This window comes from Undibacterium sp. GW821-FHT07F11 (assembly GCF_059418665.1).
Map to the genome: position 1 here is coordinate 100656 of NZ_JBWKQH010000006.1, position 26078 is coordinate 126733.

Here is a 26078-nt window from a genome sequence, read left to right on the forward strand (position 1 = left end):
TATCCAGGAGAAAACCATGTTTCCATTTCTTGCCCCACAATCCCTGAGTGATAGTGCCATCATCGCTGCCAGCAAAACCATGTTGCAGGTAGCAAAAACAGATGGCATCCATCCTGCAGAAGTTGCTTTGATCAAAAGCTTCTATGAAGGCAGCATCAGCGCAGCAAGCCACCCATCTTTCGATGATGTATTGGCTGCATCCGCTGATTACACACTGGCAGCAAGTGATTTTGCGACAGAGCAAGAACGTGAAATGGTTCTTGCCCTCAGCGTCATGACAGGCTTTGCCGATGGCGCATTCAGCGATGCTGAAACGCAAGCTGTACGTGCCATTGCTGCCAGTCTGAATATAACACCAGCGCGTTTTGATGAAATCAATGAAACCATCAAAGATCATATGCTGGCACAAATTTCACATTTGCCTGATGCGGGATCAGTGGCAGTGGTTGCCAAAGAGCTGGGTTAATTGTCGTCCTTGTTTGTCTGTATCTGTTTGCTTGTTTGCTGATATGGGCGCTCCCATGATCCCAGCCTGTGCTGGCGGGGCATGGGGCGCGCATCTATCCTGCTGTTAACACCCGTTATCCATTGATCAAAAGCTGCGCGCGCAGCCTTGACCAGATCAAATAATCTGGGAAGTTTCCCTGCCTGTTTGATGATGAATGATAGGCTGTCCATGTTGTTTTCCCGTCTCTGATAGACCACATTGCTGGCCAGTTGATGCAATCAGCTCTGGTCATGGGCGCAGTATAGGTGCTAATCTGTGCATATTAAATCGACGAATTTGCAGTTTTAATTCGCAAAAATGCACAGACAAAACCTACCTTCTGCTGGTGTTTCTGATAAGCCGGGACAGCCTGCCACGCGCCTTGACTGGGATGATTTGCGTTATATCCTGACGGTAGCGCGTGCCAGTTCCCTGTCTGCTGCTGCCCGTGTTTTAAAAGTCACCCACTCCACGGTATTGCGCCGCATAGAAGCCATAGAAGCAAAAATGGAAGTGCGCCTGTTTGAGCGTTTACGCACGGGCTACGTCTGTACCGAAGCTGGCGAAAGCCTGCGGCACGCAGCAGAACAATGCGAACCCCTGATCGCCCAGGCCGAGCGCGAAATCATGGGCGGCGATACCCGTCTCACTGGTCACGTGCGCGTCACGACAGCGCATGTAGTTGCCATGTATTTGTTGCCCGCAGCAATGGCAAAATTTCACGCATTACACAGTCAGATTGAAGTCGAAGTGCGCACCGCCCGCGAAAGAGTGGACCTGGCGCGGCGCGAAGCTGACGTGGCGATACGCATGTCAGCCGACGTACCGGATACCCTGGTTGGGCGACAGCTCGGGCAAGTCAGGATACGTGTGTATGGCTGGCATGAAGCCCCTTGCCTGGCGGCACTCAAACCAAAGATTTTGTTGCCTCTGGAAGTTTTGACACGGGAGTTTCCCTGGATAGGTTTTGATGGTCAGGACAGGAGTTATGACCGCTGGGTTGATGCCCATGTACCATCCCAGGTCGTGGTGGCACGTGCTGATCATTTTCCCAGCGCCACGGCCCTGATCAAGACCGGCATGGGCATCAGCATTTTGCCAGAATTTGTGGCCAGGGACGTGGCTGGCCTGCGGGCTTTGTCTGAACCAATCACGGCCTTGCAATCCCCTTTATGGATGCTGACGCATGTGGATTTACGCAATACCGCAAGAGTACGTGCTTTCATGCAAATTGCAGGTAATGCACTGGAAGCAGCTTTGAAGTAAGACCTCCCTGAGGAATAAATATGCAAAATTCGTTGCGTCCTGGTAAGCGATTTTTCTTGAAACTTTTCCTCTTCATAGCCGGTCTGTGCGTGGCCCTGCTCGGTCTGGCAGGTATTGCCCTTGTAATGTTCTGGGCACCAGATGAACCCGTGGACGAATTGAAAGCTCGCTGGGCCCCGCCGCCATCGCAATTCATCAACGTCAATGGCATTGCTGTCCATGTACGTGACGAAGGCAGGCGTGATGACCCCGTGCCCATCGTGCTGATACATGGCACCTCGGCCAGCCTGCATACCTGGGAAGGCTGGGTGGCAGAACTGAAAGACCAGCACCGCGTGATCAGCATGGACATCCCGGCTTTTGGCTTGACAGGCCCCAGGGCCGATGCTGATTACCGCAGCCCTACCTATGCAAAGTTCATACTCGATTTGCTTGACACCATGCAAGTCAGTCATTGCATCATTGCTGGCAATTCTCTTGGTGGCGAAGTCGCCTGGCAGGTAGCTGTCGCCGCACCGCAAAGAGTAGAGCGCCTGATACTGGTGGATGCTGGTGGTTATGCTTTTAAAGCTGCTTCCATACCTTTGGGATTTCGTATCGCCCGCATGCCGCAACTGGCATGGATAGGTGAACATTTCTTGCCACGTCATTTGATGGAAAACAGTGTGAAAAACGTCTACGGCAATCCAGATAAAGTTACACCAGCACTGGTGGACAGGTATACCGCCATGACTTTGCGTGAAGGTAACCGTCATGCCCTGGGCCAGCGCTTTCAGCAAACCAGTTCTGGTTCACATGCAACCAGCATCAAAACTATCCATGTCCCCACGCTGATTATCTGGGGTGGGCAAGACAGGCTGATACCACCAGAATATGCCAGCAAATTCAATCAGGATATCGCAGGCAGCAAGCTGGTGATATTCGATAAACTGGGCCATGTGCCACATGAAGAAGATCCCGTAGCGACGGTAGCCGCAGTGAAGGACTTCTTGAAATAATTCTTTGGATGTAAACGCAAAAAGCCCACCAGGGGTGGGCATTCCATTCATTCCGGCAAACTGACAACAACCCATGCTATCTGCATGGTGTCACTGATTGGTACATCACCCGTGCTATCTGCGCGGTGCAATGTGGGGGTGTTTGCCTGTTCCTGCTGGTCCGCTATAGTTCGGTCCATGTCAGGAGGTACCACGAATGAGATCCTTCAACACTTCACTACACCATTTCCCGGTTCGCATATGCATGCAAATCCAGCCGGTGAGAATGAAGGCGCTTTGGAGTAGGCTGAGCTTACTCTGCGGTCTTGTTCACAGGATGCACTATGCATCCTTTAACGACAATACCATTTTCTCTTAATCCATGCTATCTGCGTGGTACCAAGAGCCGGTAAGTATCATTCTGCGCATCAGCATTTTGTACGAGACATAAACACTGACAGATGAAGGGTGTCGCCATGCGATTGACTAATTCCCAGTGACCCATGCTATCTGCGTGGTGTCACTGGCCGGTATTACTAAATTAGTCAAAAGCGCTGCGACCGGGCAAATTGAATTCACCCGACAAGGTCAATAAAGACCTTGGTCTGATATTAGGACAGAACCTGGATGTTGCTGGCTTTGTCGCCTTTAGGGCCGGCTGTGCGCTCGAAAGACACACGCTGGTTTTCGCTCAGGCTTTTGAAACCGCTGGACTGTATGTCCTGGAAGTGGGCGAACAGATCTGCACCACCTGCATCAGGAGCGATAAAGCCGAAGCCCTTAGCATCGTTGAACCATTTAACTATACCTGTTTGAGTACTCATGTTTTTTTCCTTTTGATAAAACCATGGGCAAAATCGCCCAAAATGGACTTGTAAGCAAGTGATAAAACCAGTGGAAAAAAGACAGAACAGCCAGAGAGATAAAGCTATGCGGAATTGGGACCAACAAATTAAGGACTTGATGCAAGTACAGGACGGAATATACACGTTTACTTCAAAAGTGCCTAATTTTCTTTAAAAATATTTTTGAAGGCATGCATTTGCTAGTTTATCAGCAGCGATAACCGGCGGTAACTAATTACTTTGTCAGGACAGCCCTGATAAAAAATATTTCCAGATAATTGTGTCTGAGAAATTTGTCCATCTTCATAGGAAAACAAATAGTAAAACTGTGCAATGTAACAATTGATTTTCTCGCTTGACAAGGTGCGGGGTGAACCTGATTATCTAGCATGAAAGACAAGATATTTTTGCAGCCCCCCAACAAGAAAAATGATTTGTTGATCATTCTTTCGCGAGACCAACCGCACACTTTAAAGGCGTCAGGCAATGAAACATTATTTTGAATACCAGGATTCCAAGTCTTACAAATTTTGGCAAGTTGAAATTGAAGCGAATACCTTGAATGTGAAGTACGGCAAGATAGGTACGGCAGGCCAGGAAAAAATCAGCAGCTTTGATACACCAGAAAAAGCACAAAAAGAAATGGAAAAGCTGATCAGTGAAAAAACCAAAAAAGGTTATGTAGAAAAAACCGATGCCAGCGCCAAGAAAATAGCACGACGCATAGGCGTCAGTTACGACGAAGCAGAAGAAGGCAAGACTTTGCTGGAAAAAGTCACCGCTTTTCTGGACAGTAGCCAGGCAACAGAAGTTGAGTCACTGGTGATTGCCGCCTGGGAAGAAGCATATGAAGAAGGTCCGCAAGAATCTCTGGATCTCTTGATCGCCAATCCCGGCAAACTGCCACAATTGAAAGAATTATTTGTTGGTGACATGGATTCGGAAGAGTGCGAGATATCCTGGATCACCCAGGCAGATTACACCAAATTGTTTGCGGCCTTCCCCGCGCTGGAACGCTTGCATATCAAGGGTTCGAAAGACCTGATCCTGTCTTCCCAGCCACTAAAGCATGAACATCTCAAAGCATTGACCATAGAATGTGGTGGACTCCCCAAAGAAGCCATAGAAAAAATTGCGACTGCCCACTTGCCTAATCTAGAATATCTGCAACTGTATATCGGCGTTGATGAATACGGTTTTGATGGCAAGATCGACGATCTGCGTCCTTTCATGCAAAAAGGCTTGTTCCCCAAACTGAAACACCTGGGTCTGGTAGATAGTGAAATCGCCAATGAGATAGCAACTGAAATTGCACAGGCATCCGTGCTGGAGCAACTGGAAACGCTGGACTTGTCCATGGGTACGCTCAGTGACGATGGTGGCCGTGCATTGCTGGACAGTGCCAAGATAGGCGGACTTAAGAAACTGGATTTGCATTACCATTATTTGTCAAATGACATGATCAAGGAATTCAAAAAATTAGCTATCCTCGTCGATGTCACTGACCAGCAAGATATTGAAGATGAATGGCGTTATCCCGCTGTCACTGAATAAAGTCAGATGCAGAAATCCCGTTTTGTACTGATAGGCAATCCTGAAAACCGGCGTGTACATTTTTTTCAGGAAGCATTGCAGCAAGCAGGGCAGGATGCTGCCCTGGTCGTCCCTTACCTTAGTATCCTGAATGGTGAGTGCGAGCTATCTGATGTACTCAGGGACGGCGACACGTTAAGGGTAGAGTCACCCGGTGAAAACTTTGCCGTGGAAAAGAAAATACTCGCCCTTGGTGGACTGGAAAATGCCAACGGACTGGAAGATGAATGCGGCAGGATTTATCATCCGCGACTCTGGTTCCAGGGGTTTTCCAGATTGATGGAATCAATGACGCAGCAGACAGTCAAGCTGAGCTGGTTCAATCACCCTGACGATATCGTCAGCATGTTTAACAAGCCGCTATACAAACAAATATTGCCAGCCCTTACTCTGCCCAGCCTGCCGGTCTTTTCCGGCTATGACGAATTTCTTGCCTTTGTAGAGAAACAGAATTACAGCCGTTTCTTCATCAAGTTGAATTCCAGTTCTTCGGCCTCTGGCATCGTCGCTTACGAATACAATAAAGGAAATGGCAAAGAACAGGCTTACTCTACCGTAGAGATTGTGCATGGCCCGGATGGCGACCGTTATTACAATTCACTGAAAATCAAAAAATATACTGCCCGGGAAGAAATAAAAAATATCTTGAATTTTTTATTTACACAAGGTGCCATGGTAGAAAGCTGGGTACCCAAAGCGAAGCATGAAGACAGCTCTTATGATTTGCGGGCAGTTGGTATTGCAGGACAGCGCAGACATGCCATTGCCAGGCTCAGTCGTGGTCCCATGACCAATCTGCATCTGGGTAACCAGCGCTGTGCAGTGGATGAACTGGAATTGCCCTCATCAACCTGGCAAGAGATCGATACCCTGGTAGAAAAAACCATGCAGGCTTTTCCGCGCTCGCTGTATGCTGGCCTGGATATTCTGTTACCCAGGAATGGCAAAAGCCCCGTGCTACTGGAAGCTAATGCTTTTGGTGATTTGCTGCCTAACTTGTTGCACAAAGCTGAGAATACTTATCTGGCAGAAATCAATGCAGTGCTGGAAAGGCAGAGGCTGACTCATGCTTAAGACAAAAAAAGCCAGCCTGCTTTTTGATATCGACAATACCCTGGTAGACAGGGATGCGGCCTTTCATGCGTACATACAAAATTTTATCAGCAGGAATCGGGATGCGTTTTCTGACCAAGATATGTTGCAGGTGCATGCAGAAATGATTGCACTGGACTGCCATGGCAGAAAAGACCGTAAGCTTTTTTGTCATGAGGTATTGCAGCGTTTCCCTGGCCTTCCTTACAGCACAGAAAGCTTGTGGGAAGATCACAAGTCACTGCCAGAATTTGTGAAGCCAGATAGCGTGCTCAATGCGTTGCTGGAACGTCTGTCTGCAGATTACCAGCTCATGATTATTTCCAATGGTTCAGCAAATATGCAAAGGCGGAAACTGCATCAGGCTGGCCTTACCGCTTACTTTGAACATATCTTCATTTCTGCTGAAGTGGGTTATGCCAAACCTGATACGCGATTGTTTTCACATGCCTTGAGTTGCGCACATCATGCCAGCGTAATCATGATAGGGGACGACTACATCAATGATATGCAGCCTGCCATAGCCATGCAATTAAAAACAGTTTTTATCAATCCTGAAAATGAAACCGTCGCTGTCAAACCAGATCATCAGTTATCCGGTATCCATGACCTGGAGGAGACCCTGGCATGCATGACATGAACCAGATTGTGGGCAAGAGCAATGTCCTCTTCATTACTCTTGATACCCTGCGCTATGACGTCGCACAACAAGAGCTTGCGACAGGTCGCACGCCTTTTCTTGCCAGTGTATTGCCATCAGGCTGGGAAGAACGCCATGCTCCCGGTTCTTTCACCTACGCATCGCACTGTGCTTTTTTCGCTGGTTTTCTTCCTACGCCAGCCAGACCGGGCGTGCATGAACGTTTATTTTCATTGAAATTCGCAGGCAGTGAAACCACGGGAACAAACAGCTATTGTTTCGATACCCCAGACATCGTCAGCGGTTTCTCTGACATCGGCTACCGCACTATCTGCATAGGTGGAGTCGGTTTTTTCAAAAAGCAAAATCCATTGTCCTGTGTCTTGCCCAATCTGTTCCAGGAAAGTTATTGGCAGCCTGAGTTTGGCGTCACTGATACTGACTCAACCAGGCATCAAGTTGAGTTTGCCATAGAGTTGCTGCAACAAAAACCTGATCAAAAAGTTTTTTTATTTATGAATTTATCCGCACTACATCAACCCAATTGCCATTACCTGCCCGGTTCAGTTGGTGATAGCCTGGCCAGCCATGCTGCGGCATTGCGTTATATAGACAGTCAGTTGCCACCTTTGTTTCAGGCGCTCAATCAAATGGGCGATACTTTTGTGATTATCAGTTCTGATCATGGCACAACCTACGGTGAGGACGGTTATACAGGGCATAGGCTGGGGCATGAAAAAGTCTGGACTATTCCCTATGCTGATTTTCACATGACGCGCGGGAGCCTGATATGACAGAGATCGCTCATGCGTTTCGCCGTTATCTGGAAGAGAGCAATCGTTTTCAAAGCTATCTGTATTCTTACCCGCACAAAACAGCCTACAGAACTTTTGAAGAAAAACTGGATTTGAAAGAACTCTGGGCAGCAGAGAAAAAGCATGCGCTGTATCTCTATACGCATATTCCTTTTTGCCGCATGAAATGCTCATTCTGTAATTTGTTTACAGTGTCCCATCCCAAGGAAGACCTGGTCAGCCTGTATCTGAAAAAGATCCGGCTGGAAGCTGAAGTGGTAAGAGATAGCCTCGGCGATTTCAACTTTGCCGGTTATGCCATAGGCGGTGGTACACCCAGTCATCTGGAAGTCAGCCAGTTGGAGCAATTGTTCAATGTGTACACCGGTACATTGGGCGTAGATTTGAAAAACACGCCAGGTTCCTTCGAAATTTCACCGGACACCATCAATGATGAAAAACTGACTTTCCTGTCGCAGCATGGCGTGCAGCGACTCAGCATAGGCATACAAAGTTTCATCGAATCGGAAGCGCGTTCGGTAGGCCGGGTACAGCCAGAAACCGTGATGGAACCGCTATTGGAGAAAATAAGCAGCTATCAGTTCCCGGTATTTAATCTGGATCTGATTTATGGCATCCCCGGGCAAACTGCAGAAACCTGGCTGGCATCGCTGCAAAAAGCGGTGCAGTTTCAACCGACGGAAATCTTCCTGTATCCCTTGTATGTGCGCCCATTGACTTCACTATTCAAGAAGCATATCAGTATACAAAACGAAGACATACGCAGCACACTCTACCGCATAGGACGGGACTTTTTGCAGGCCAAGGGTTATGTGCAAGACTCCATGCGTCTGTTCCGCAAGCCAGTTGCCGGCCTGCGTGAGAGTTCAGAATATTCATGTCAGGAAGATGGCATGATTGGTCTGGGCACGAATGCAAGGTCTTACACGACAGATGTGCATTACTCGACAGAATATGCGGTATCAAAGCCGAATGTGGCAGCGATCATCGATGACTACGTTGCGAAGGAGCGTGCCGACTTCATGACAGCGGGTTATGGTATACGCCTGTCTGAGGATGACAGGAAGCGTCGTTATCTGATCAAGTCTTTGCTGAAAGCGCAAGGGCTGGATGCTGCGCATTACCAAGGAATTTATGGCACGGATGTGTATGCGGATTTTCCTGAACTGCAAACCTTACTGGAAATGAATCTGGCGCATGCAATTGCAGGGCGCATGCAATTGCAGGGTGAAGGCATGGCTTATTCTGATCTTATCGGTCACTGGTTTATTTCGCCCGCAGTCAAACAAAAGATGCAGGAGTATGTCACCAAATGAGCCTGAAAGTCATTTATCGCGGCCATCTGACAGATTGCAATTACAGTTGCGAATACTGTCCGTTTGCCAAAGAAAAAAACAGCCGTGAACTGCAGGCGCTGGATAAAAAAGACCTGGACAGATTCGTAGCCTGGGTTGAACAAAACAGCAACGCCGACCAACCCATGGAAGTGTTTATTACGCCTTACGGCGAAGCCCTGGTGCGCAAATGGTATCAGGAAGCGGTGATACGTTTGTCACATCTGCCGCATGTCAGCAAGGTGGCGGCACAAACCAATCTGGCCTGGAATACGCAATGGCTGTCGCGCTGCAATACCCGGACCACGGCTTTGTGGACTACCTACCATCCCGACTTTGTGACGGAAGAAAAATTTCTCAGCAAATGCAATGAGCTGGCTGCCTTGCAGATACGCCATAGTGTAGGTGTAGTGGGTTTAAAACAGCATTTCCCTCAAATCACTTCTCTGCGCCAGCGCCTGCCACAGGATGTGTATATGTGGATCAATGCCTACAAGCGTGAAGTTGATTATTACTCGGAAGAAGAAATCGCTTTCCTTGAAGATATCGATTACCTGTTCAGGTTGAACCTGCCCTGGTATGAAAGCATGGGTAAAGACTGCAAGGCTGGTAGCGAGGTGGTGTCTATCGAAGGTAATGGTGACCTGTTCCGCTGCCACTTCATCAAAACCCGCAAAGGCAATATCTTTACAGATCCGCTGGCCAGTATGCTCAAGAAAGAAAGCTGCAGCAAAGCGACTTGCCACTGCCACATAGGTTATATCCATCTTGACGACATGAAATCGCATGAAGTGTATGGCAGCGGCTTGCTGGAAAGAATACCTGTGCGTTTTGCAGGATGAGCGGCAAATGAGATGAAGAGTTTTTGCTATATATGTTTTTTTCATGCTTTTAGCTGAAAACAATCGTTTGTCGTCTATGCACAAGGAAGTAATATCGGTTCAATTAAAGCTCATTAGCATGGAAAGTGATACCGAATGAATTCAACTTCAAACTTAGCCTCAACTCTGCCAAAGCGACGAAATGCCGTACTGGTAACAGCCTTGCTGGCCGCCTTATCTGCCATGTCTGCACAGGCACAAGAAATCATCCCGCCACAATCAGATACCGTAATTGTGACTGGTACACGCAGCATCAAACGTACCGTGTCTGATTCTGAAGCACCGGTCGACATATTGACTTCCAAAGATTTGCAATCCACAGGCTCTGGTGAACTGGCAACGGTGTTGAGCCGCTTGCTGCCTTCCTTGAACTTCCCGCGTCCTGCCGTGGCTGACGGTACATCTGCCAGCCGCCCGGCGCAATTGCGTGGCCTGTCACCTGATCAGACCCTGGTGCTGGTGAATGGCAAGCGCTGGCATACCTCGGCTGTGGTGAATGTGAATGGTACGGCAGGGCGGGGTTCTTCACCGGCTGATTTGAATACCATCCCCATCAGTTCGATTGAAAAGATAGAGGTCTTGCGTGATGGTGCAGCGGCGCAATATGGTTCAGATGCGATTGCCGGTGTCATCAACATCATCCTTAAAAAAGGGGCGAATGGTGGTGAAGTGCAACTGGGTGGGGGCCAATACAGCAAACGTGATGGTACTCAGGGCAGCGTCACAGCCAATTTTGGTACGGCATTGGGTGACAAAGGTTGGGCGCGTTTTACCGCAGAACAGCGCAATCAGAATGAAACCAACCGCGCTGGTGCTGATTTCCGTAATCCGCTAGAACCCTTGTACGGCAGAGTCAATCAGATACAGGGTGACCCCAGGCTGCAACAAACCAACCTGGGTGCAAATGCTTCGCTGGCATTGGCCACAGACATAGAATTGTATGGCTTTGCCAACTACAGCCGCCGCAGCACTGATGCTGCAGCGACCTGGCGCACGGCCTACACCACAGGCACGACTTTGCGCACTCCGCTGTACCCAAATGGTTTCCTGCCGAATGAAGCCGGGACAAATACCGATGTGTCTGTCGTCGGCGGCGTCAAAGGCCGTACTGATGGCTGGCGCTGGGATGCCAGTGTCAATTATGGTTCCAGCGAATTCAGCCTGGATGTCAACAATACCGTCAACCTGAGCCTGGGTGCCACCAGCCCGACCAAGTTTTACGCCGGCAAGCTGAAAAATACCCAGACACTGGCAAGCTTTGATGCGGCCCGGGAGATAGAATTTGCCGGCTTGGCAAATCCGCTGACGCTGGCCGTCGGTGCAGAATATCGCCGCGACCAATATGAAATTGGTGCAGGTGAAGCGAATTCTTATTTCGGTAGCGGTGCCCAGGGTTTCTCTGGTTTCCAGCCTTCGAATGCAGGCAGCTTCAGCCGCCATAGCACAGCGATCTATGCCAACGTCGAAGCTGAACTGAGCAAACAATTGAGTGCTTCGCTGGCCTTGCGACATGAAAACTACAGCGATTTTGGCAGTGTCACCTCTGGCAAATTGTCTGGCCGTTTTGAATTCACCAAAGAATTTGCCTTGCGTGCTGCGGCATCGAATGGTTTCCGTGCGCCTTCACTGGCGCAACAGAATTACACTATCTCGACAACTAACCTGATCACCATCAATGGTACATCGCAACTGGTGGATACCGGTACTTTTGGCGTCGCTACGGCTGCTGCCAAGGCTCTTGGTGCTGTACCGCTACAGGCAGAAAAATCACGCAATTACAGCCTGGGTGCAGTCATACAGCCAAGCAGGAATGCGACCCTGAGCATAGATGCTTACCAGATCGATATTGATAAACGCATTCTGTATTCCGGCAATCTGGTCTTGCCTGCGGCTTTGCAAAGTGTGCTGGCGCAGCAAGGTGTACTGGTCGGTGCAGCGCGTTACTTCACTAATGCGCTCGATACCAAGACCCGTGGTGTTGATGTAGTTGGCTCTTACCAGATACCACTGTCTGGCACAGACAAGCTGGGCTTTACCGTGGCCTACAATCACAATGACACAACTGTCAAAAATGTCGCTGCCAATCCGGCGATTCTGACGCAAAACAATCTCTTGCTGATAGACAGGCAAACCATCAACCGCGCCACAGAGGCGACACCAAAAGACAAATTCAGTATCGCTGCTGACTATGCCTTTGCCAACTGGAATATCCATGGCCTGGTCACACGCTATGGCAGTTTTGTCTCACCACAAAACAGTGTCGCACTGGACCAGACTTATAGCGCCAACACAGTGCTGGACCTGGTGGCTAGCGTCAAGCTGGGTAAATGGACTATCAGTGCCGGTGTTGATAACCTGACTGACAAATATCCTGACCAGGTGACATCGGCAGGCAATTTGAATTCTGGCGGAACGCTGCCGTATTCCACATTTTCACCATATGGTTTCAATGGCCGTTACTACTATGCGAAGGCCGCTTACACCTGGTAATCATGTGATTTGAGCTGTTTTTTGTTAAGGGCTGCTTTATGCAGCCCTTTTTCTTTTGTTTCCTGCTTGATGATATTAAATAACGGCATTTATTTATCGATAAACGATAAATAAATATTGCATTTCGAAATTTATGACGTAGAATTCACATCACCAAATCAATCAGGAGTTGCAAATGCAAGTTCAGAAACATGCCAGGATTACCAATATTCGCAAGTTGAGCAGGTATTTTCTGTTTCTGACCGTGCTTACTATGATCATCGTCGCGATAGGGGCGATAGCTCTGCCTGTCATCGTCATGATGGCACCTGCTGGCGATTTGACAGTAATGGCTTACCTTGCCAAAGCAGTCACCATCGAAGACGGTTTCTTCTCCTTGCTGCGGGAGGGCTTGAGTACGGAGTTAAAAGTCACAGCTGTGCTTGCTTCGCTGTTTTTCTTTGGCATGATAGAACTGGTACTGGTTCACTTGAATCAATTACTGACCTGTTTTCATGAAGGAGAAATCTTCAACAAGAAGGCAGTGTTCCATGCAAAAAAAGCGTTCAACATTAACCTGATACTGGTCGGCATCATGTTTCTGGTGGAGTTGATTGCAATTGCATTGAGCTACGTTTATCCTGGGCACGAAGCCACTGGCAGCTTTGCTCACTTTTTTGGAAAATCATTTGACCAGCTCATCTGGCTGGGGGCCTGCCTGCTGTTGCTCTGGTCGCTCGAAATTGGTGTCGATCTCAATGAAGAAGCTGAATTGACCATCTGAGGACGCCATGCCCATTACCGTTAATCTGGATGTCGTCCTCGCTCAGCGCAAGATGCGTTTGAATACCCTTGCTGAGCTCGTCGATATCACGCCACAAAACCTGTCCGTATTAAAGACCGGTAAAGCCAAGGCAATACGCTTTGATACGCTGGAAAAAATTTGTGAGGTACTGGCATGTCAGCCTGGCGACATCCTTGCTTATACAGCCGACACAACTGATACAGAGACCTGAATCAATCTGACGCAGTGTCAGGGAATTTTCCAACATACCTGGCACGCGGACGTATGAGCTGGCCAGTTTCTACCTGCTCCATGGCATGAGCTATCCAGCCAGCTGTGCGACCCAGTGCAAACAGGATTTGCGCTGCACCAAGCGGCAATTGGCAGGCAATTTCCACGGCGACGAGACCGTAGTCTATGTTCAGTTTTTGATCTGTCAGGTCTTCTGCCATTTCTGCTATTGCAAACAATTTTGCATGTGTGCTTGTGTCCAGCATTTTCATTAACAGCGCACCACGCGGGTCACCTTCAGGATAGAGTGGATGACCAAAACCCGGCAGCCTCGGTGAAAAATGATGGCTGGCATCATGGCTTCGTAGCCGCTTTTCCAGAAAGCTGGCGATGTCATCGGATGGGTTGGCAATCGCGGCGCGCAGCATGCGGCTGACGCGCAGGCTTTCACCGCCATGCTTGGGGCCGGAGAGCGCAGCCAGCCCTGCCACCAAAGCCATGCCCATGTTCGCACCTGCAGAGGCAACGCAACGGACGGTAAATGTTGACACATTCAATTCATGATCAGCGCTGACAACCAGGGCTGCGCGCACCAGTTCTGTTTGTTCCTCATTCAACTGCCATGCTGCAGCAAGCTTTTGATGAAATGGGCGATAGTCGGGTGCTACACCCAATAGCGCCGCTGCCATCAGATGCATCCACAGCATCGCTCTTTGATGAGGATGGATGTCGGGTATTTGTTCAACGGATGTAGCCAGTGCGGGCAATATGCTGATGGCTCTTTCATACAGCGACAGATGTGCAGTCGGGTTCAGCAGTTTTGGCCATAGCGTAATCAATTCAGTCAGACAGGCTTGAGGAAGATCGGGACTTGCATTGCTATCCCACAAAATCCACGCAGCCTGTTCCAGCGTATGTGTGTCTGCCAGTTCAGCTACGGCATGTCCACGATAATACAGCTTGCCGTTTGTTACCTGGGTGATCCTGGATTCAAGTACCGGCACTCCCCAGTCTATCGCTGATTCAGCTGCTCCACCTGCCCGCTTGCTATCGGTATTGCGGGCCAGCAGGCGCAATACTTCTTCCTTTAAATAGCGTTTCGCTCTTTGTCCTTCGTATTGGTGCGATTGCAGCAAGCCACGACTGACGTAGGAATACAAGGTAGGCAGGCTGATGCCTAGCAACTCGGCAGCTTGTCTGGCAGTAAGAGTGTTATCCACGATTAATTTATATTGATAGGCAGAATCAAGATTGACCACAGGGTGATGCAGATTCTAGACTGCAAGCATACACATCAGACCAGATGTGCGCCAGTTTGATTTTACTTTGGAGAACATCATGTCGGCAGCAGCATTATTGGCATCCTTGTGGGAAATGGGCGGTGGCGAACCTGAGGCTTTGCAGCAGGTGACGTTCAGCGGTGATAGTGCGCAATTGCCATCGACATTCCCGGTTGGTGATGTGGCATCTGCCAGCATAGCCGTGCAAGCCCTGATGGCTGCACAACTATGGCAGGCACGCGGTGGCACCGTGCAAAAGGTCACGGTAGACAGACGCCATGCACTCGCCATGTTCAAGAGCGATCGTTACCTCAGCATCAATGGCAAACCTGCCGATGACCCATGGAGCAAGATCGCTGGTTATTACCAGGCGGGCGATGGCCGCTGGATACAATTGCATACCAATTTTCCGCATCATCGTGATGGTGTACTGGCGATCCTGGAATGTGCCGAAGACCGTGCCGCAGTCGCCAAAGCCATTGCTGGCTGGAAAGCGGCTGAGCTGGAACAGGTACTTGCTGATGCAGACATGTGTGCCGCCATGATACGCACAGAGCAGGAGTGGCAGGCGCATCCACAGTCAAAGGCTATTGCTGAATTGCCGCTATTTGAAGTCAGACGGATAGCAGATGGTCCCGTCATACCTATAGGTCAGCAAGGCGGGCAGCGTTCTCTGAATGGTGTGCGTGTACTGGATTTGTCGAGAGTGATTGCCGCTCCTGTAGGCGCACGCACACTGGCACAGCATGGTGCTGACGTATTGGCGATCAGCGCAGCACATCTGCCCAACATTATGCCGCTGGTGCTGGATACTGGCCGTGGTAAGCGTTCGGCACAACTGGATTTACGGAACGCTGATGGACGACAGCAATTGCATGAACTGATACGCGGTGCCGATGTCTTCTTGCAGGCATACCGACCTGGTTCGCTATCCCAATTAGGCTATTCTGCAGAAGACTTATGTGCATCGCAACCCGGCCTGATACACGTCAGCCTCTCGGCTTATGGTCATGTCGGCCCCTGGACAAACCGGCGCGGTTTTGACAGCCTGGTGCAATCTGCCAGTGGCATTGCCGATGCAGAAGGACGGGCGGCTGGTGGTACTGCACCAGGCAAACTACCTTTCCAGGCACTCGATCATGCGACAGGTTATTTGCTGGCTTACGCGACCATGCTGGCTCTGCAAAAACGCGCTGTTGAAGGCGGCAGCTGGCAAGTCAGGGTGTCGCTGGCACAGACAGGGCGCTGGCTGCAAGCCATGCCGAGACGTGGTTTACATGAAGATGCGGCAGAGTTGCGTTCTGATGAAATCGCCAGTTTTTTGCAGGCATCAAAGTCAGGTTTTGGTGAGATGCAGGCGATTGCGCCAGTAGAAAAAATGAGTTTGACACCCGCACATTTTGCATTGCCAGCCCCGACACTTGGGCAACATGAACCAATTTGGTTATCAAGAGCCTGATCTTAAATTGCGCTCTGGTTCAGCCAGTCATTTAATGTGGCGATAAGGTCGGGTGCTTTTTCCAATGGCGACATATGACCGCAATCTTCGATGATATGCAGTCTGGCATGTGGTAATCCATGCGCCAGTTTCTCTGACTCTGCAAGGCTGCGCATCTGGTCATTTTTGCTGGCGACGACGAGGGAAGGACAAGCAATCTCAGCCAGTTCATGATGGCCATCGGCGCGCACGATGGACAGTTGCTGCAAGAAGACTTGCTTGCCCAGCGCCAGTGACATGGCCTGCAATTGTGCCAGCATGACAGCATCATCCTGACGCTCAGGATGCAGGGCGCGGCGCAGGGCTGTCATGGTCTGGCCCTTGTAGGGATAGTGTTCCAGCAGCTTGATTTGCTGGCGATTCTTGTTATCTTCATCTGCTGTGCTGGCGCGTGCTGAAGTGTTCAGCAAGACCAGGCCATTTATAGCTTTATCTCCCGTTTTGTTTTTTTGAAACGCGAGCCATGCCAGATGACGCGCCACATAACCACCCAGGGAGAAGCCGATGATGATGACATTCTCTGGCAATACTTGAAGCAGGCGTGCGGCCATATCCTCTATACTATTTCCCTGATTCAGATCGGCGAAATGCACCTGTCCCAGTTGCTCCAGTCCGGGCAGCATGAACTTCCATAAACTGGCATCACACATGAAGCCGGGGATGAGCAGGAACTGTCGTGCTGGTCTGGTATCAGCGAATGTGGATTCTGGCATGCGATTTAATGATGGGTGGTTTACTTCTTTTTGATGTTTTGCAAAAGACTGCTGACTTGCTGGCTCAATGGGATGTCATGCTGGCGCAATAACTGCACATGCAGGACCAGGTTTTCCAGCACCAGCTTTGCTGCGACTGCCAGCAAGGTGACTTGTCTGTCTTCATTGCTGAAATTTTCCATTGCATCAGCCATGTCGCACAAATGCTGGGCAGTGATGGCGCGCAACTCATCTTCTTCGAAGGGCAGGTCAGCAAAATCTATCGGGTCTTCCTGCTCCACTTCCTTCATCAGTTCTTGCAGTTGTTCTGGTGTGATGGACATGTGCACCTCTGAAAATAGTGAACCTGACTTAATGCCATTTCCCTGTTCTCATTCTAGCCTGCTTTTGAGGTTGCTGAATACTGGCTTTATTTTTTGATCGAAAGACCAAAGACAACCAGTCCACCCAATGCCAGCAATGCACCCAGCCAGCCGGTTGAAGTCCAGCCGTATCCCATCGTGATGACTGCGCCACCCAGCCAGGCACCGAGTGCATTGGCGACATTAAATGCAGAATGATTCAGGGCAGCAGCCAGGGTCTGTGCATCACCTGCCACATCCATTAAACGTATCTGTAAGGCAGGGCCTATGGCGACCAGGGTGCCTAGCAAAAATACCCAGACGATTCCTGATATTGTGTAGCTCATCGCGAAAGTAACACCACCTAAAACCACAGCATTCCACAGCAGCAGGACAGCAATAGAACGCAGCAGATTTTTGTCTGCCAGGCGCGCACCCAGCATGCTGCCGAACACCATGCCCACACCAAACAGTGACAGTATCAAAGGAATGACGCCAGCAGACATGTGGGTGACTTCAGTGAGTATGGGTTTGATGTAGCTGAACACGGCAAACATGCCACCAAATCCCACCGCACCTATGCCCAGTGTCAACCAGACCTGCTTGTTGGCCAGTGCATCCAGTTCACTTCTGGGATTCGCGTTTTTTGTTGCGGGCACATCAGGCACAGCGAAATATACCGCCACGCCGCTGAGCATAGCCAGGGAGGCGACAAAAACATAAGCCGCCTGCCAGCCCCATGTTTGCCCCAGCCAGGTTGCGGCAGGTACGCCAAGCAGGGTAGAGCTGGTCAGGCCCAAAATGACTAGTCCCACCGCCGTGGCGCGTTTTTGTGGAGCCACCATATTGGCGGCGACCAGCGTGGCGACACCAAAGTAAGCACCGTGCGGCAGGCCAGCGATAAAGCGCACGATATTCAGCGACAGGAAGTCGGTAGTCAGCGTCCCGGCAAAATTTCCTGCTGCGAACAGCAATATGAGCGCGATCAGCAAAGTCCTGCGCGGCCAGCTGGCTGTCAACACGGCAAACATGGGGGCACCGATGACCACACCAAAGGCATAGGCGCTGACGACATGGCCAGCCTCTGGTATGGATACAGCAAGATCTTGTGCCACTTCTGGCAGCAAGCCCATCATGGCAAATTCACCTGTGCCTATCGCAAATGCACCGAGACCCAGCGCAGTGACGGCATATAAAAATTTGCGCTGGGTATTATCAGCAGCTTTGACATTTGCTGATGCTGTTGTGGTCGTCATTGCATTGGGCATGATGGGCAATCAGAGAGAAATTAATTGGCAACGGTAAAGCGCTTCTGGATATGCTTGGGCGTTTCCAGTTCATCTACGATAGCGACAGCCAGATCCTGCACAGAAATGCCCGCTGGTGCCTCACCAACGCCGGGCAGCAGATTGTCTGCACCAACCCGGTATTGGCCGCTGCGCTCACCAGGTGCCAGACCTATCGGTGGCGACAGGAAGCTCCATTCCAGTGTGTCTTCTTCCTTGATCAGATTCAGGGCTTCCCTGGCTGCCAGTGCGCCTTGTTTGTATTCGGCAGGGAATTCAGGTACATCCACCAGTTGCACGCCAGGTGCGACGAACAGGCTACCAGCACCACCAACCACCAGCAGACGTTTGACACCTGCCTGCTTGATGCCAGTAAAGATGGCTTGCGTACCCTGCAGGAACAGATCATGGATTTGCGCTTCGCCCCAGCCCGGGTTGTAGGCGCTGACCACGGCATCTTGTCCAGCCACGGCGTGTGCGACCTGTGCGGCATCCAGAACATCTGCCTTTACCACCGTAAGACCGGCTTGCGCTGCTACTTTGGATGGGTTACGTGCCAGCACGGTGACTTCATGTCCACGGCTTAGCAGTTCGGTCAATACGGGTGTGCCTACAAAACCGGTGCCGCCAATTAATGCGATTTTCATTTGAAACTCCTTTGTGAAGGTAATAGTGATTGTGCTTGGATTGTGAGATATAGTTTGAATGCTTAATGATTTCTTGAATAGACAGTAAAAATCACTAACACTGTGAAGCTGTACTAATAAATTGAAGGTTTATCTGGAGTGAAGATGGAACAGTACAAGCGCATGGCCTTATTCGCCGAGGTCGTCACGGCAGGCTCTCTGACAAGCGCTGCCCGCAAGCTGGGCATGACGCCATCTGCTGTCAGCCAGCATTTGCGGGCGCTGGAATCTGACCTTGGTTTATCCTTGTTGCATCGTTCAACGCGCAAACTGACGCTGACAGAAGCAGGTGCGCGTTATTTTGAGGGTTGTGCCGCCATGGTAGCTGCCGCCCGTTCTGCCGAGCAGGCGCTGGCCCGCCACAGGGATGAGCCGCAGGGTGAATTGCGCATCGCTGCACCCATAGGCTTTGGTGGCATGCTGGCGCAAGCCTTGGCACCATTGCAAAAATATCCCAAGCTGAGTTTGTGCCTGCTGGTGGATGATGCCTTGGTTGACCTGATTGATGAGCGCATAGACATTGCATTGCGGGTGGGTAATTTGCCAGACTCCAGCCTGGTGGCACGCAAACTGGGCAGTATGCCTGCCCAGCTATGTGCAGCACCATCCTACCTGAATGAGCATGGCTGGCCGCAACATCCCCAGGATCTGGAGCACCATGTCTGGTTGGGTGGCGCTACTACGCGCGCCCTGCGTTTGACTGGGCCAGATAAGATCGTTACGGATGTGAAGGTGCCAGTCAGGGTAAGGGCAACTCAAGTCACGGCCCTGCATGCACTGTGTCTTGCAGGCTGGGGTATCAGTGTCGCGGTGAGTGAAGATGATCACAAAGCCCTGGCTAATGGCAACCTGGCTCCGGTCTTGCCTGACTGGAAGCTGCCAGATATGGTCTTGCATGCGATTACTCCGCGCCGTGACGAACAGCCGGCCAAGGTACGCCATGCTTTGGCTTTACTCGCAGATCATGTCGCCAATTATGTAGCCTGAAGAGTGCTGGGCTAAGTGATTCAGTGGAACGAAATGCGCTCCAGCAACTCAAAATCTGCACCAGCCTGATGTTCGACAAACAAGGCAATGCTGTTGATGATTAAGGGTTCTGATAAGTTGAAATACTGGATGGCGGCATCATGCAGGCTATCTGCAATTGCCCCTGCATCCAGTCTGTCAGTCAGCGTCATATGGAAGCGGAATTCTTCTGCTGTATAAGGGTAACCCCATTCCAGCAGCAATTCATTTTGCCGTACGCTTAATGGCATTTTCTGGCGCCGTGCCAGTTCAACCTGATTCATGGGGGCACGGAAATCATCGAAATGACTGACACAGGCAAAGGCAAATTCGTTCAGTGCAGTCTGGTCTCCAGTCGGGCGTAAGGCTAGAAATTTTCCCATCCATTGCACCTGTGGAGCCAGTATCTGGATATGGGTTTGCCGGGAGCAAAATTTTTGCAAGGCCAGACGCAAGTCAGCCTCAGTCTGGCCATCAACAAGCTGGAAAGGTGCTTTCAGGGTGGCATGAAAACCATAGCGGCGCGCATCGCTGGTCAGTTGCCCTTGCAAGCCTGCATCCAGCCCGGCAATGGCTGGCTGTGGCAGTAACTGGCCGCTGGCTGCATCGCGGCCAAGCCAGTTACTTCCTTGCTGCCACCATTCACCGTCAGGGGCGAAGTACAGGGCATATCTTGTCATGCCGATTTTTACCGCAGATTAGTCAGCAACCTGGTCCGTAGGGAAGCGCAAGGAATCCCTGAGCAAGAAGCCCATGGACATATTCATGTTGACGTTCTTCGGGGGTATTGGTTTGGTAAACCACTTTTCGTAAATACGGTAGATTTCATTCTCATGAATGAGCCTGAGCATCTCGTTATCGACGATTTTCTTGAAGCCGGGATCATCCTTGCGCATCATGATGGAGTAGGGCTCTATTGACAACGGGTCGCCGACGATGGCGAAAGATGCCGGTGACTTGGATTCTGCCCTCAGGCTGTACAGCAATACATCATCCATGGGGAAGGCATCTGCCTTGCCTTCTTCCACCATCTTGAATGAATCCTGGTCGCTGTTACCTTCTACCAGTTTGATGTTCAGTGAGCTGGTGTCATTCCTGTCATTGAGCAGTTTGACAGTAGTCGTGCTCTTGGTGGTGACCACAGTACGATTGCGCAGTTGTGGCCAGTTTTTGATACCGCTGTCTGCTTTGACCAGGGCGCGTACGCTGGAAAAGAAATGCGGGATGGTAAACGCAACTTTTTTGCGTCTTTCAGCATTATTGGTAGTGCTGCCGCATTCCAGGTCTATCTTGTCTTCCAGCAGGGCAGTGAAACGGGTGGTAGAGTCAACAGAATAAAACTGTATCTTCATGGCCGGCATCTTCAGTTCTTTTTTGATAGCATCTGCCACTTTCATACAGAGATCGACAGAGTAGCCGAGAGGCTGCTTGTTTTCGTCTGTGTAAGAAAATGGTGCAGTTTCACGGATACCTATCACCAGGGTCTGGGTTTTGCGTATTTTGCCTAAGGTATCGCCAGCTTGTGCCAGTAGAGGCAGGGCCAGGCACATCATGGCGGTCAAGCCACCAATTGCTTTTCGCATCATATTTTCCACCCGTTATTTTGTGATTAACATCGTGAGATCAGGCCTTTTTTACTAGTCGACTCTAACAGTCATGGTACAAGACAATGTATGAAATTGAAGCGCATCCGCTAAACAAGATTTAGTAAAAAAGGTAAAATTATATTGCGCAAATGTGATGTTTAAGCTAACAAGATATATTCTTGGCATGCGTTACTGGCAAGCTTGCCAGTATCTTTGCCTTGCTGGCTCATTGGCAAAATCATGCTAAGGTGGCGGTATCCACACAGCTTTTCATTGACATGAATTTCGCATCTGACTCCAGTTTAAATTCCAGGCCATTGTTAACAATACGCAACGTCCGCATTGTCAGCGCTGACAGTGTGTTTTCCGGTTCCATGGTCGTCACTCATGGCAAGATCAGCGACCTGGCTGATGGAGCAGCCGGGTTGGCAGGTGAAGACTGGCAGGGGGATTATTTACTGCCCGGCCTGGTTGAAGTGCATACCGATAATCTGGAAAAACACCTCATGCCGCGCCCCAAGGTGCACTGGCCAGTCATGCCAGCCATACTGGCACACGATGCGCAAATCGCTGCAGCTGGCATTACCACAGTGCTGGATGCGATAGCGGTGGGTGATATTGACCCTGATAGTGTGCGCATGCAAACCCTGAACCCCTGTGTCGCTGGCTTGCGCACTGCAGAACAGGCTGGTTTATTACGCGCCGAACATTTCCTGCATATGCGCCTGGAGTTGGCAGAGCCAGATCTGCTACACCTTTTCTCTCCCTTCCTGCAGGATGAGAGGCTGAAGCTGGTATCGCTGATGGACCATACGCCTGGCCAGCGCCAGTGGACAGACCTGGCGCACTACCGCGTCTATGTCACAGGCAAGCGCGGCTGGAGTGAACAAAAAGTCGACAAGATGCTGGATATCTTGCTGGAACGCCAGCAACGTCATGTGGCGACAAACCGCCAGCTCGTCATACAACAATGCCAGCAACACGCGCATCCTATCCCGCTGGCTTCGCATGATGATACGACTGCAGAGCATGTGCATGAAGGCGTAGCTGATGGTGTCAGTATTTCTGAGTTTCCGACCAGCTTGCTGGCTGCGCAGATGGCGAGGCAGCAGGGTCTGGCCATCGTCATGGGCGCACCCAACCGCGTGCGCGGTGGCTCGCATTCTGGCAATGTCTCGGCCAGTGAACTGGCCAGGCATGATTTGCTGGACATCCTGTCTTCTGACTATGTGCCAGCGAGCCTGTTGCAGGCCGCCTTCATGTTGCAGGAAGATGGCTATGACTTGCCCAAGGCAATCGCCACCGTCAGCAAGGCACCGGCCCGGGCCTTGGGTTTGCATGACAGGGGTGAAATTGCAGTAGGCCTGAAGGCAGATTTTATCCGCGTGCGCATGCTCGACAAGTTGCCGGTAGTGATCGCAGCATGGCGTGACGGCAGGCAAATCGTCTGAGTTTATTTCTCCAGCACGGCCTGTATCGCACCAAGCGCCTCTAGTGCGCCCATGGCCAGCCCTACGTCCTGGGCATAGGGCACTTGCGGCTCACGCAGGTTGATGCGCAGCAGGTGACCACCGAAATGCGCATTCATGCGCTGGCTGAAATTGCGTACGCTGGGCACGGCAGTACCCGCTCCCAGTTCTATCACCAAAGGGCGGCGGACTTTGCTTAACCACTGCGCCTGACGTTCCGCCTGTTGCTGCTGTCTTTGAGAATTCCAGTCTGCATCATCAAACATCAGGATATTTGGCCTCGCCATGCCACCGCAATGCGGGCAGGTCGGCGCGCTATTCATGAGCTGGCAATTGATCTCATCGACTTCAGGCTCGAAATGTTCTGCCTGCCAGATACTGTCACGACAAGGTAACAGGCACTGCAGATAATGGATGGAACCATGGCATTCATGGATCAGCGCAGGGTCTATACCCGCTTGCTGAAAATGCCCGTCTACATTGCTGGTATATACACTCAGGCCGTGGGTTTTGGATGTGCCCCATTGCCTGAGTATGTCAAAACCTGCATGTGGCTGGATTTTGCGGTAAAGCGCCAGCCTGTGCCCATAAAACCCCCATGCCTGCTTTGGGCGACGACGGAAAGCTGCCGGGTTGGCTATTTCATAAAATGGGATGGCTTCCTGCCCTAGCGCCGGATAGGCTTTCCAAAAGCCTTCGCTGCCACGAAAGTCAGGCAAACCAGAGTCCACGCCCATGCCTGCCCCAGCCGCAATCACCAGGCTGTCTGCCTGGTTGATGAGCTCTGCTGCCTGATGTATCAGATGGGCGGGATGCATGTTCAGCCCTTGGGGCGTCCTTAAATTAGTGGCAATGTTGTATGCGGGTCTGCATAACTGTGCCATTTATAATAATTTCAGGCAAGTCTGCTATAAAAATGTAAGTAAGCGTGAAAATCCCAGCCTGAACAGGCTAAGCTGATGCAAACTATTGCCAATAAATAATAATTTACATCCTGGAGACCAAGGTATGCGTACTATTTCTGCACTCATTGCCGGACTTTTTCTGACGCTGGCTTTACCCCTGACTTCCCATGCTGACGAAGCGCCTATACGCATAGGTATCATAGGTCCGTTTACCGGTAAGTCTTCCACTGATATGGGGGAGAGCATACGCGGGGGCGCCAGGGTATTTTTGCAAGACATCAACCAGATCGGTGGCGTCATGGGGCGGCGCATAGAACTGGTCGAACGTGACGACCAGGCCAAGCCCGAAGTCGGTGCAGCCATGGCAAAAGAACTGGTGGAAAAAGAAAAGGTCGTCGCTGTTATCGGCTTTGCCAATACCGGCGTGGTTTTGCAGGCCGCCAAGGTTTTCCAGGAAAGTAAAAAACCACTGATCATCAGTGCTGCCACCGGTGCTGCCGTGACCAAGCAATTCATGCCACCAGCTATCCCTGACAGTTATGTATTTCGTCTGGCCGGTAGCGATAATTTGCAGCCCTCAGTGATCCTGGCAGACGTCATCGACAAGCGCAAACTGACGCAAATCGCCATCCTGCATGATGAAAGTCCTTACGGCACTTATGGCAAGGAAAATTTGCTGGCTGAATTGCAGAACCGCAAACTCAATCCCGTCGCCGTCGAGAGTTTCAAAGTCGGCGATCAGGATATGACTGCGCAATTGAGCAAGGCCAAGCAGGCGGGTGCACAAGTGGTGATCCTGTATTGCCTGAGCTCAGAAGCCGCCATGGTTGCCAATGGCATGAGCAAGCTAAAATTCAATGTGCCACTGACAGGTTCCTGGACCTTGTCGCAACGCAGCTTTGCTGACCTCGCTGGTAATAATGCCGAAGGCGCGCGCATGCCTGTGACTTTCATAGAAAATGATGCAAGTAACCGCAGCAATGAATTCGTGCTCAACTACTTTCGCATAAATAATGTTAAATCCATTCCCTCGGCGGTGTCGGCAGCACAGACCTATGATGCCCTCAGAATGCTGACTTTGGCACTCATGCAGGCTAACACCACAGATGGTGAAAAGATCAAACTGGCGCTGGAAGACATGAAATATGACACCACATCCACCGTCATCTCACGCTATAAAAAACCCTTCTCAAAAACGGACCATGAGGCAGTAGCACGTAACATGCTTTTCATAGGAGAAATCAAGCGTGGCAAGGTCACTTATGCGTATAAGGAAGATGCTAATAACAGTCTGATCTTGCGCACCAAATAAGTCAGATTTCCTGTAATTTTTCTTCAAATATTGACTTCAAATTGATCTGTCCGTCCCACCCTTCATATGCAGGTGGGACGGATGGTTTTCAGCGCTGGGCTCCCCGTATTTTCTTTCTTCTTGGCAAGTAAAACGTAACCAAATTTAACTTCGATTTCATAGGCATTCAGCTATCCTGTTAACTTTAAGGCATGCTTGCGTGCGCTTGTTGAGGCCATGTTGTGGAGCGTTAGCCGCGGTTTTTTCCTCTGCACCCGGCATGCCATTCAAATGTATTTGCGACCTGTTTGCGAATTATTTTTGAATAAAAATTTGTCTGCCAAAAAAGATAAGAAAGGCCACTATGAGCAAAGAACAGATACGTCAGGTCCTGAAGGAGCATGGTAAATTTTCTGCCAACATTGATGTCCTGGCCGAAGATGCTGACTTGTATGAAGCTGGTATGACATCGCATGCGAGTGTCAATGTCATGTTGGCCCTGGAAGATGCTTTTGATCTGGAATTCCCAGACCGTATGCTGAAACGCAGCGTGTTTGAAAGCATCAATGCTATCCACGCAGCGATAGAAGAATTGACGGCATGA

Annotated in this window: 28 protein-coding genes; 17 read left to right on the top strand and 11 right to left on the bottom strand. The window is 50.4% G+C overall.

Annotated elements, in window-relative coordinates; translation table 11 throughout:
• The first annotated feature begins 16 nt into the window (after nucleotides 1-16).
• The gene (locus AC07OI_RS16065) at nucleotides 17-466 is read left to right on the top strand and encodes a tellurite resistance TerB family protein (RefSeq protein WP_492704670.1); all 450 of its coding nucleotides are present in this window, start codon (nucleotides 17-19) and stop codon (nucleotides 464-466) included.
• Here the strand turns inward: AC07OI_RS16065 and AC07OI_RS16070 are convergent.
• Nucleotides 463-678 (bottom strand): hypothetical protein, encoded by a 216-nt coding sequence (locus tag AC07OI_RS16070; protein ID WP_492704671.1) that lies wholly within the window; start codon nucleotides 676-678, stop codon nucleotides 463-465. The two genes, AC07OI_RS16065 and AC07OI_RS16070, sit on opposite strands and share 4 nt — an antisense overlap.
• Nucleotides 679-805: 127 nt before the next feature.
• Here AC07OI_RS16070 and AC07OI_RS16075 point away from each other — a divergent pair, with 127 nt between their 5' ends.
• Nucleotides 806-1753: a LysR family transcriptional regulator gene (locus AC07OI_RS16075; RefSeq protein WP_495257907.1), complete on the top strand. Its 948-nt coding sequence runs from the start codon at nucleotides 806-808 to the stop codon at nucleotides 1751-1753.
• A gap of 20 nt (nucleotides 1754-1773) precedes the next feature.
• Nucleotides 1774-2751 carry an alpha/beta fold hydrolase gene (locus tag AC07OI_RS16080; protein ID WP_495257908.1) on the top strand — a complete coding sequence of 326 codons (978 nt, stop codon included), beginning with the start codon at nucleotides 1774-1776 and terminating at the stop codon, nucleotides 2749-2751.
• A 47-nt stretch (nucleotides 2752-2798) separates the two neighbouring features.
• Here AC07OI_RS16080 and AC07OI_RS16085 read toward each other — a convergent pair whose 3' ends face one another.
• Nucleotides 2799-2930 carry a hypothetical protein gene (locus tag AC07OI_RS16085; protein ID WP_492704674.1) on the bottom strand — a complete coding sequence of 44 codons (132 nt, stop codon included), beginning with the start codon at nucleotides 2928-2930 and terminating at the stop codon, nucleotides 2799-2801.
• Between the two features lie 411 nt (nucleotides 2931-3341).
• Entirely contained in the window at nucleotides 3342-3554 is a 213-nt protein-coding gene (locus AC07OI_RS16090; protein WP_162043691.1) for a cold-shock protein, read from the bottom strand.
• Nucleotides 3555-4061: 507 nt separating this feature from the next.
• Here AC07OI_RS16090 and AC07OI_RS16095 point away from each other — a divergent pair.
• The 9 genes from AC07OI_RS16095 to AC07OI_RS16135 all read left to right on the top strand — a co-directional run bounded on the left by AC07OI_RS16095 (nucleotide 4062) and on the right by AC07OI_RS16135 (nucleotide 13415).
• Entirely contained in the window at nucleotides 4062-5129 is a 1068-nt protein-coding gene (locus AC07OI_RS16095) for an STM4015 family protein (protein WP_495257909.1), read from the top strand.
• Nucleotides 5130-5135: 6 nt separating this feature from the next.
• Nucleotides 5136-6242: an STM4014 family protein gene (locus AC07OI_RS16100; RefSeq protein WP_495257910.1), complete on the top strand. Its 1107-nt coding sequence runs from the start codon at nucleotides 5136-5138 to the stop codon at nucleotides 6240-6242.
• Nucleotides 6235-6900 (top strand): HAD family hydrolase, encoded by a 666-nt coding sequence (locus AC07OI_RS16105; RefSeq protein WP_495257911.1) that lies wholly within the window; start codon nucleotides 6235-6237, stop codon nucleotides 6898-6900. The genes AC07OI_RS16100 and AC07OI_RS16105 overlap by 8 nt, the downstream gene beginning before the upstream one ends.
• Complete coding sequence (locus AC07OI_RS16110) at nucleotides 6888-7694, top strand: STM4013/SEN3800 family hydrolase (RefSeq protein ID WP_495257912.1); 807 nt, start codon at nucleotides 6888-6890, stop codon at nucleotides 7692-7694. Before AC07OI_RS16105 ends, AC07OI_RS16110 begins: the two co-directional genes overlap by 13 nt.
• On the top strand, nucleotides 7691-9031 hold the full coding sequence (locus AC07OI_RS16115) for an STM4012 family radical SAM protein (protein WP_495257913.1): 1341 nt from the start codon (nucleotides 7691-7693) through the stop codon (nucleotides 9029-9031). The genes AC07OI_RS16110 and AC07OI_RS16115 overlap by 4 nt, the downstream gene beginning before the upstream one ends.
• Entirely contained in the window at nucleotides 9028-9891 is an 864-nt protein-coding gene (locus AC07OI_RS16120) for an STM4011 family radical SAM protein (protein ID WP_495257914.1), read from the top strand. Before AC07OI_RS16115 ends, AC07OI_RS16120 begins: the two co-directional genes overlap by 4 nt.
• Nucleotides 9892-10026: 135 nt before the next feature.
• Nucleotides 10027-12420, top strand: a complete 2394-nt coding sequence (locus tag AC07OI_RS16125) for a TonB-dependent receptor plug domain-containing protein (protein ID WP_495257915.1) — start codon at nucleotides 10027-10029, stop codon at nucleotides 12418-12420.
• Nucleotides 12421-12595: 175 nt separating this feature from the next.
• Nucleotides 12596-13183 (top strand): DUF2975 domain-containing protein, encoded by a 588-nt coding sequence (locus tag AC07OI_RS16130; RefSeq protein WP_492704682.1) that lies wholly within the window; start codon nucleotides 12596-12598, stop codon nucleotides 13181-13183.
• Between the two features lie 7 nt (nucleotides 13184-13190).
• Entirely contained in the window at nucleotides 13191-13415 is a 225-nt protein-coding gene (locus AC07OI_RS16135; RefSeq protein WP_492704683.1) for a helix-turn-helix domain-containing protein, read from the top strand.
• A 1-nt stretch (nucleotide 13416) separates the two neighbouring features.
• On the opposite strand, the gene AC07OI_RS16140 is transcribed toward AC07OI_RS16135, so the two are convergent.
• Nucleotides 13417-14634 (bottom strand): citrate synthase family protein, encoded by a 1218-nt coding sequence (locus AC07OI_RS16140; protein WP_495257916.1) that lies wholly within the window; start codon nucleotides 14632-14634, stop codon nucleotides 13417-13419.
• A gap of 118 nt (nucleotides 14635-14752) precedes the next feature.
• Here AC07OI_RS16140 and AC07OI_RS16145 point away from each other — a divergent pair, with 118 nt between their 5' ends.
• On the top strand, nucleotides 14753-16153 hold the full coding sequence (locus AC07OI_RS16145; protein ID WP_495257917.1) for a CoA transferase: 1401 nt from the start codon (nucleotides 14753-14755) through the stop codon (nucleotides 16151-16153).
• A gap of 2 nt (nucleotides 16154-16155) precedes the next feature.
• Here the strand turns inward: AC07OI_RS16145 and AC07OI_RS16150 are convergent, their stop codons facing one another.
• The 4 genes from AC07OI_RS16150 to AC07OI_RS16165 form a co-directional block, all read right to left on the bottom strand.
• Entirely contained in the window at nucleotides 16156-16905 is a 750-nt protein-coding gene (locus AC07OI_RS16150; protein WP_495257918.1) for an alpha/beta fold hydrolase, read from the bottom strand.
• 20 nt (nucleotides 16906-16925) lie between these two features.
• Nucleotides 16926-17228: a hypothetical protein gene (locus AC07OI_RS16155; RefSeq protein WP_492704687.1), complete on the bottom strand. Its 303-nt coding sequence runs from the start codon at nucleotides 17226-17228 to the stop codon at nucleotides 16926-16928.
• 86 nt (nucleotides 17229-17314) lie between these two features.
• Nucleotides 17315-18502, bottom strand: a complete 1188-nt coding sequence (locus tag AC07OI_RS16160; RefSeq protein ID WP_495257919.1) for an MFS transporter — start codon at nucleotides 18500-18502, stop codon at nucleotides 17315-17317.
• 32 nt (nucleotides 18503-18534) lie between these two features.
• Nucleotides 18535-19179: an NAD(P)-dependent oxidoreductase gene (locus AC07OI_RS16165; RefSeq protein ID WP_495257920.1), complete on the bottom strand. Its 645-nt coding sequence runs from the start codon at nucleotides 19177-19179 to the stop codon at nucleotides 18535-18537.
• Between the two features lie 144 nt (nucleotides 19180-19323).
• Here AC07OI_RS16165 and AC07OI_RS16170 point away from each other — a divergent pair, with 144 nt between their 5' ends.
• Nucleotides 19324-20205, top strand: coding sequence for a LysR family transcriptional regulator (locus AC07OI_RS16170; protein ID WP_495257921.1), 882 nt, complete (start codon nucleotides 19324-19326; stop codon nucleotides 20203-20205).
• Nucleotides 20206-20225: 20 nt separating this feature from the next.
• On the opposite strand, the gene AC07OI_RS16175 is transcribed toward AC07OI_RS16170, so the two are convergent.
• Both AC07OI_RS16175 and AC07OI_RS16180 read right to left on the bottom strand, forming a co-directional pair.
• The gene (locus AC07OI_RS16175) at nucleotides 20226-20903 is read right to left on the bottom strand and encodes a DUF1045 domain-containing protein (RefSeq protein WP_495257922.1); all 678 of its coding nucleotides are present in this window, start codon (nucleotides 20901-20903) and stop codon (nucleotides 20226-20228) included.
• Nucleotides 20904-20921: 18 nt separating this feature from the next.
• Nucleotides 20922-21809 (bottom strand): amino acid ABC transporter substrate-binding protein, encoded by an 888-nt coding sequence (locus AC07OI_RS16180; protein ID WP_492704692.1) that lies wholly within the window; start codon nucleotides 21807-21809, stop codon nucleotides 20922-20924.
• A gap of 278 nt (nucleotides 21810-22087) precedes the next feature.
• Between AC07OI_RS16180 and AC07OI_RS16185 the strand changes: the two genes are divergently transcribed.
• Nucleotides 22088-23260, top strand: a complete 1173-nt coding sequence (locus tag AC07OI_RS16185; protein WP_492704693.1) for an alpha-D-ribose 1-methylphosphonate 5-triphosphate diphosphatase — start codon at nucleotides 22088-22090, stop codon at nucleotides 23258-23260.
• A gap of 2 nt (nucleotides 23261-23262) precedes the next feature.
• On the opposite strand, the gene AC07OI_RS16190 is transcribed toward AC07OI_RS16185, so the two are convergent.
• Nucleotides 23263-24096 carry an SIR2 family NAD-dependent protein deacylase gene (locus AC07OI_RS16190; RefSeq protein WP_495257923.1) on the bottom strand — a complete coding sequence of 278 codons (834 nt, stop codon included), beginning with the start codon at nucleotides 24094-24096 and terminating at the stop codon, nucleotides 23263-23265.
• Nucleotides 24097-24286: 190 nt separating this feature from the next.
• Between AC07OI_RS16190 and AC07OI_RS16195 the strand changes: the two genes are divergently transcribed.
• Both AC07OI_RS16195 and AC07OI_RS16200 read left to right on the top strand, forming a co-directional pair.
• Nucleotides 24287-25495 (top strand): ABC transporter substrate-binding protein, encoded by a 1209-nt coding sequence (locus AC07OI_RS16195; RefSeq protein ID WP_495257924.1) that lies wholly within the window; start codon nucleotides 24287-24289, stop codon nucleotides 25493-25495.
• Between the two features lie 343 nt (nucleotides 25496-25838).
• Nucleotides 25839-26078 (top strand): acyl carrier protein, encoded by a 240-nt coding sequence (locus AC07OI_RS16200; protein WP_492704696.1) that lies wholly within the window; start codon nucleotides 25839-25841, stop codon nucleotides 26076-26078.